Raw genomic sequence first — 6,497 nt, forward strand, 5'->3', positions numbered from 1 at the left:
CCCCCAAGAAAGCCACCTAATAACGCTCCTGCAAAACCACCGACCACCGAACCGACAGGGCCAACCACTGCACCAATAGATGCTCCAACTCTTGCGCCAGTAAAAGAGCTTGAAGCTCCACTGGCTGCTCCTGCGACAGTACCGACAGCACTGCCAGTCTTTTTAGCCTGATTTAAGGTATCGACTTGATAAGATAAACAATAAGGACAACGCATAGTCATGATGATGAATCCTATAAAAGCATAAAGCCCCATACCACCTAAGTGATATGAGGCTTTATAAGGTTTGGAAGATATGAGTGTGATGTACTCAGGTGAGTAATATATATTTGAAATTTTTTGGGATGAAGCAGGCCAATGACGACAGAAATAGACATTTAAAAAATAATTACATAAAAATCTTCTGCAAAGCAATTACTGATTGCTTTTATTCAATACAAGTTTTTCAATTTAGCAGATAATTAAACTTTCAATGCCTCAACTTCAATAGGTAACAAATATTCAATGAGGTAGTCATAATTAGGGGTTAAGGAGATAAAAATCTTGAGAGATGAAATAAATTTACCTAACAGAATACCATCTAGATTAGGTAACAATGTATCTACAGGATCATATCGTCAGTCATATATTCAATTTGCGAATTGTGAGACTCTTTATCATGTAGTTAATGAGGTACAGACTAATACCAAAACTCCAATCGAGTTGGTACTAATGACAGCACTGGCGGCAATTTCTATTTCTTGTCAAAATTTAATTGATGTGCAATTGCCAATAGGAAATATAATCCCCACTTCACTGATGTTGCTCTTGGTTTCAGATTCCGGTGAACGTAAGTCCACTGTTGAAAAGAAACTCTTTGCCTCAATACGTGAGTTTGAGGATGCTCAATTAGAGGTATATAAGGAGCAACTTGCTGAATGGAAAATTTCTAATAACATTGTAGAGCAAAAACAAAAGGGACTTAAAGATGCTATTCGTAAGCTAGCGTCTAAAGGATTGGATGCTACCAATGAAGAGGAGCAATTGAAAAAGATGAATCGAACCTTAGTATCTCCCCCTAAAAAATTTAAGTTGTTATATGAAAATGCGACTTCAGAAGCATTATTTTCTGGATTATCTAATGATTTTCCTGCTGCGGGTTTAGTATCTAGTGAAGGGAAAAATATTTTTAAAAGTACCGCTTTTAAAGATTTTGGCAAACAGAATGCTATTTGGAGTGGTGAGAATATCATTGTGGATCGTGTAAAAGGTGAGAGTTATCATATTAGAGGTGCTCGCTTAACGGTCTTTATTATGGTTCAGTCAGACATATTACAAGACTACTTAGAAAAAGAAGGTCAAAATGCACGCAGCTCTGGCTTGTTGGCACGCGCTTTAATGTACGAGCCCCAATCGATACAAGGGCAGAGATACATTGAAAATACCACTACTTCTTGGGAACATATCCATTATTTTAACGACAGAATCAAGTCCTTATTAGAAATGAATGTTAATCATGTTGGCGGAGAACGCAAAGTCATACAGTTTTCAACAGAAGCAGCCGAAGCTTGGGTAAACTACTTTAACTGGGTTGAGTTTAATATAAACCCAAGAGGGATATACCGACAAACTAAAGACCATGCCTCTAAACTTGCAGAAAATGTGGGTAGGGTAGCGGCTTTACTGCATTTTTTTGAGGGCTATGACGGTGACATTTCACTAAGTACGTTCAATATGGCAAAGAATATTTGTCATGCCTGCTCAGAGTTCTTTGTGCAAAAATTTGATGTGCAGGCACAAGAGGAGGTAGATGCTGATATATTATTAAATTGGTTATATAATATTTGTGATCCTGTATTTTTACATGGGCGATATGTTGCTAAAAACTTCGTGCGACAAAGATGCAAGAATCAATTACGCGATACAGACCGACTAAATAAAGCAATTAACGTATTAGTCAGGCGTGGGGATATTTTGGTAGTAATTCATGAACGGACTAAATATATTGATATAGAACCTAATTTAATGCAAAAATTTGGATTTAATCTGGCTTCATTATAATATAAAAATTGGAGTATAAGATTTTTTGATGTGTACATGTGAGTCGTATTCTGATTATTTGTATAAGCACGATTGCCCTGAAAAAATCTATTTTTGATGCTACTTTTGAATAACCAAACCACACGATTCACTCCTCGTGTTCTCTAAAGAATAGCTTCTTTCGCAAGCACAATCAAAACATCAGTACCTATTTACATAATTAAAATTAGATATTGAATAAGCCCCATTCAAATACTTATACACTCTCGTCGCCATCATGATTTGTGCATATTATTTTTACCTACTGTTTAAGAGTTGCTATTTTTGCTACTAGTAGCAAAAATAGCAGCATAAAAAGGCTATGATGATGAGTTTTCGGTGATGTTAATTAACTAAGTGATTTATGATACAAGGCCAATGATAGCAATGGTCTTTGGTAATAAATCACGTAAATATTATCATGACCAATTTTTCCGATTAGTCATTGAATAGGTATCGGTTATGTATCTTCTGCTCAGTCAATAAAACTAAAAATTGACTCAACTTTGAGTTGATTCCGAGCACAATGCTGAGCTATTTTAAGGTATATATTTCGCAGAAATTTTATATATTTATTTTAATTTAATAATAAAATTATTATTTTATGATAATTTATCTCAAGAGTAGTTTAACGCAGATAATCTAATCAATTTATTGCAGTAGAGTGCTTTTTATCTTCTATATGATTTTCATGATTTTAGTGGTCAAATAGTAATATATTTTTTCGGTAATGGTAATATATTTTATTATCTATATAAATTAAATATTAAACAATAAATTAGAGAACAACAAGTTCTCTAATTTAATAATTAAAAATAATAAAAAATAACAATAGTAATCTTACTATGAGTAGTAACAACCATAGTGAGGCTATATCATGTTTAAAACATATCCTGACAATAGAAACTTAAATCTTTATTATGAAAGCTCTTGGAGAGGACTATCTTTACAAGGTAATTATGTACCATTCTTTTCTAATTATTTGGAGTCGATGTTCCAAGTGATTAGAAATGCAGTCATTGTCATGAGACGTTTATTAGTGATAAGGTTTGATTTACATTTGCCTAATAATGATTATGACAGTGAGTCTTTGGTCTCTAGATTTACAGCATCTTTAAAATCCCAATTGGAAGCAAATTATAAAAAGCGATTAAAAGAAAATCCAAAAGCGCATTATTCGCCATTGGCTTATATTTGGACAAGGGAAGAAGGCATAAACAATAAATCACATTATCATTTTGTGATTTTATTGAATTTGGATGCTTATGCAACGTTAGGCACTATTCCCCTATTAAATACGATTAATCCGCAGCGATTTAATGGGGATAACATGGCTTGTCGTATTATCAAGGCGTGGGCAAGTGCCTTAAATATCAATGCTGTTGATGCGTATACTTTGGTACATTTTCCACAAAATTGTACTTACAAAGTTGGTTATTTACGTGGTGAGCTAGATACTAAAAACTTCGAGGATATGTTTTATCGATTGAGTTATTTGGCAAAGGCTCAGACCAAAGTATTTGGTAATCATGTGAGGAATTTTGGAACTAGCCAGTTATTGAGATCTATTGATACGGGGATAAGTCAAACTGATATGACAGCTTGATTTTCTAGTTTAAATAATCAGCAAAGTTTCTGTTTATGTCACTTTGCTGATTATTTAAGCGGATAACGTTATTGATGTAATTAAGTCAATACGCAGTTTGCTGTAAATAAATCGTAAACCACATTACCCACATTTCGATACAGATTGTTTAACTTAATAGATCAAATTGGAGATAACCTCTAATTATTTTAGATTGTTACGGTATTATCTATCATTATCTGTAGATACTAGAGCCTAACCATGATACGTTGGCATCTTGCTCGCCTTATGGGAGAGCACAAAATGAAGATTTCGGATGTTTTGCGTCAAACAGGTTTTAGTAGAAATGCGGTGACGTTGATGTACAAGGAAATAGCACAAATGATTGATCTTGGTGCTTTGGATAAGCTGTGCTGCCTTTTTGAATGTCAGGTGGCTGATATGCTGGAGTTCGCGGATGAGCAACGCTAAATTACATACGCTAGTGAGTTGGATAGGTGGTAATGATCTCAAAGCAATAGTTACTGATGCCAAAGATAAGGGATTAGGGCCTATTGCTTCTACACTAAAAGCAGAAAAATTTGATGCAGTTGAATTACTTTACAACTATCCAAAAGAACAAGTCACGCCCTATCTAGCTTGGTTAAAACAGGAAATTGATATACCAATTAGAGCATACCCTATTGAATTATCGTCTCCTGTTAACTTTGGTGAAATATACCTTCAGGCTAATCAGCATTTATCAAGGATTACTTTAGAGGATAAAGAATTATCTGTTTTGTTAAGCCCAGGTACACCTGCTATGCAAGCCGTATGGATTTTATTAGGTAAAACTCGCTACCCATGCACGTTTTATCAGTCTTCTTTGGAGCAAGGCGTTCAGCAAGTTGTGATTCCTTTTGAATTGTCGGCAGAATATATGCCTGCTGCTAAAAGTCTTGGTAATTCAAGAATTAATCAGCTTTTGGAAGCGAACGTTCCGATCAATGCAGCTTTTGACAATATTATTACGCGTAATCCTCGCATGAAGTTATTAAAAGCTCAGGCTCAAAAACTAGCAGAGTTTGATGTACCTGTATTGATTTATGGAGAGACGGGTACAGGTAAAGAGCTTTTTGCTCGAGCCATTCATAATGCTAGCCATAGAGCCAATAAGCCATTTGTACCTGTTAATTGCGGTGCTATTCCTGTCGAGTTGGTTGACTCTGTACTTTTCGGTCATAAAAAAGGTGCATTTACTGGCGCATTAGCGGATAAATCAGGACTATTCGAGCAAGCTCATGGCGGCACTTTATTTTTAGATGAGTTTGGCGAATTACAACCGAGTGTACAAGTTAGATTACTCAGAGTTCTACAAGAAGGGACATTTATTCCTGTAGGTGGTACTAGTGAGCAAAAAGTAGATGTCCGTATTATTACAGCGACACATCGTAATCTGATAGAGGCTGTTGCCAATGGTATTTTTAGGGAAGATTTGTTTTATCGAGTCGCCGTAGGTGTCTTGCATTTGCCTCCCTTAAGAGAGCGTGAAGGAGACTTATCGCTATTGACGGATAGCTTAATTAGTAGTTTAACGATGAGTGATTCTATACTAAAACATAAAAAAATTTATCCTGACGCAAAAAATATTATCCTTCAACACCCTTGGCGAGGAAATGTACGTGAGTTACAGTCTACCTTGTTAAGAGCAGCATTGTGGTGTCAAGGTGAGACGATTACGGCTGAAGATATCCGTCAGGCATTATTTGAAATGCCAGAGAAAAATAAAGATTTAATGGATGTAAATATCTCTCAAGGTATTGATATACAAAATATAATTTCTGATCTTGTTGCAAGATACATTCGTAAGGCTTTAGAGCATAGTGGTCAAAATAAGACCCGCGCAGCCCAACTATTAGGTTTAAATAATTACCAGACATTAAACAATTGGATAGAAAAATACGGTATTAAATCGTAATAAAATAAACTTGGCACGCCATTCGCTATATGGCTGGTATGAACAGAATATATTTTATGAAATCGACAAACTTTGAATTCTTGCGACCCGAGAATAATCTGCTGGCTAACCTAGGTGGTTTAGCTGAGGCGGTACTACATCTCGATCCAGGAAGTGCATTAACACGGCTACGCGGTTTTGCTGAAGAACTGACTAAAGCTATTTATAAAGAAGAGCTGCTGCCACGCATGCCACAGTCTAGTTTTTATGAATGGCGGATTCAATAACGAAGTGCGACACATTTGTTAGTAGTTGAAAAAGTTAGGTGTATTAGAATACAAGCTGATTTTTTCAACTCGCAATTGGAAAGCACAACATGAAGCAATACACCCAACTTTCACAAGAAGAAAGATACGATATTCAGGCTGCCTTGAAAAGCAAAACATCAGTGACTGAATTATCAAGAACGCTGAATCGCTCACGCTCAACTATTTATCGAGAACGCAGTCGCAATCAAGGTAAGCGAGGCTACCGTGGTAAACAAGCACAAGAGTTATCAAAAGCACGCCACTATAAGCGTATTAGCGCAGTCACTGAGTTTGGTAAGGGTTATATTGAGTGCCTACTTCGTCAAGTGATCCTAGCCAGAAAATTAGACAGTTGTACCCTCTAAAAGTAGTAGATGCTTTTGCATAAAAGCATTTGGACTCAACCAGCCATTAGCTGAATGTCGTCTGACCCGATTGTAGTAAGTTTCAATATACTCAAACAAGGCTACATTTGCCTCTTTTCGTGTTTTAAAGACACTGTCATGGACAATATGGGCTTTCAAGGTATGAAAAAAGCTTTCAGCAACCGCATTATCCCAACAATTGCCTTTTCGAGACATACTTTGAATGGCACGATGTTGACGTAATGC

7 protein-coding genes and 1 pseudogene are annotated in these 6,497 nt (G+C 36.0%); 6 read left to right on the forward strand and 2 right to left on the reverse strand.

Going from position 1 to position 6,497, the window contains the following annotated elements; genetic code table 11:
• A pseudogene (locus tag C8N29_RS16185) lies at window positions 1-221 on the reverse strand (hypothetical protein); the annotation flags it as partial.
• A gap of 321 nt (window positions 222-542) precedes the next feature.
• Here C8N29_RS16185 and C8N29_RS16190 point away from each other — a divergent pair.
• From C8N29_RS16190 to C8N29_RS16685, 6 genes are all read left to right on the forward strand, one after another.
• Window positions 543-2,039, forward strand: coding sequence for a YfjI family protein (locus C8N29_RS16190; RefSeq protein ID WP_275656216.1), 1,497 nt, complete (start codon window positions 543-545; stop codon window positions 2,037-2,039).
• An 895-nt stretch (window positions 2,040-2,934) separates the two neighbouring features.
• Window positions 2,935-3,663 carry an inovirus Gp2 family protein gene (locus tag C8N29_RS16195; RefSeq protein ID WP_107867111.1) on the forward strand — a complete coding sequence of 243 codons (729 nt, stop codon included), beginning with the start codon at window positions 2,935-2,937 and terminating at the stop codon, window positions 3,661-3,663.
• Between the two features lie 240 nt (window positions 3,664-3,903).
• Window positions 3,904-4,113 carry a helix-turn-helix domain-containing protein gene (locus tag C8N29_RS16200; RefSeq protein ID WP_107867112.1) on the forward strand — a complete coding sequence of 70 codons (210 nt, stop codon included), beginning with the start codon at window positions 3,904-3,906 and terminating at the stop codon, window positions 4,111-4,113.
• Entirely contained in the window at window positions 4,100-5,599 is a 1,500-nt protein-coding gene (locus C8N29_RS16205; RefSeq protein WP_107867113.1) for a sigma-54 interaction domain-containing protein, read from the forward strand. Before C8N29_RS16200 ends, C8N29_RS16205 begins: the two co-directional genes overlap by 14 nt.
• A gap of 56 nt (window positions 5,600-5,655) precedes the next feature.
• Window positions 5,656-5,865, forward strand: coding sequence for a hypothetical protein (locus C8N29_RS16210; protein WP_204509388.1), 210 nt, complete (start codon window positions 5,656-5,658; stop codon window positions 5,863-5,865).
• 89 nt (window positions 5,866-5,954) lie between these two features.
• Entirely contained in the window at window positions 5,955-6,251 is a 297-nt protein-coding gene (locus C8N29_RS16685) for a helix-turn-helix domain-containing protein (protein ID WP_146164494.1), read from the forward strand.
• Here C8N29_RS16685 and C8N29_RS16220 read toward each other — a convergent pair.
• Window positions 6,231-6,497, reverse strand: a 267-nt coding sequence (locus C8N29_RS16220; protein WP_146164495.1) for an IS3 family transposase, incomplete at its 5' end; no start/stop codon positions are given. The two genes, C8N29_RS16685 and C8N29_RS16220, sit on opposite strands and share 21 nt — an antisense overlap.

It is taken from the genome of Agitococcus lubricus, assembly GCF_003051055.1.
GTDB classification, from domain to species: Bacteria; Pseudomonadota; Gammaproteobacteria; order Pseudomonadales; family Moraxellaceae; genus Agitococcus; species Agitococcus lubricus.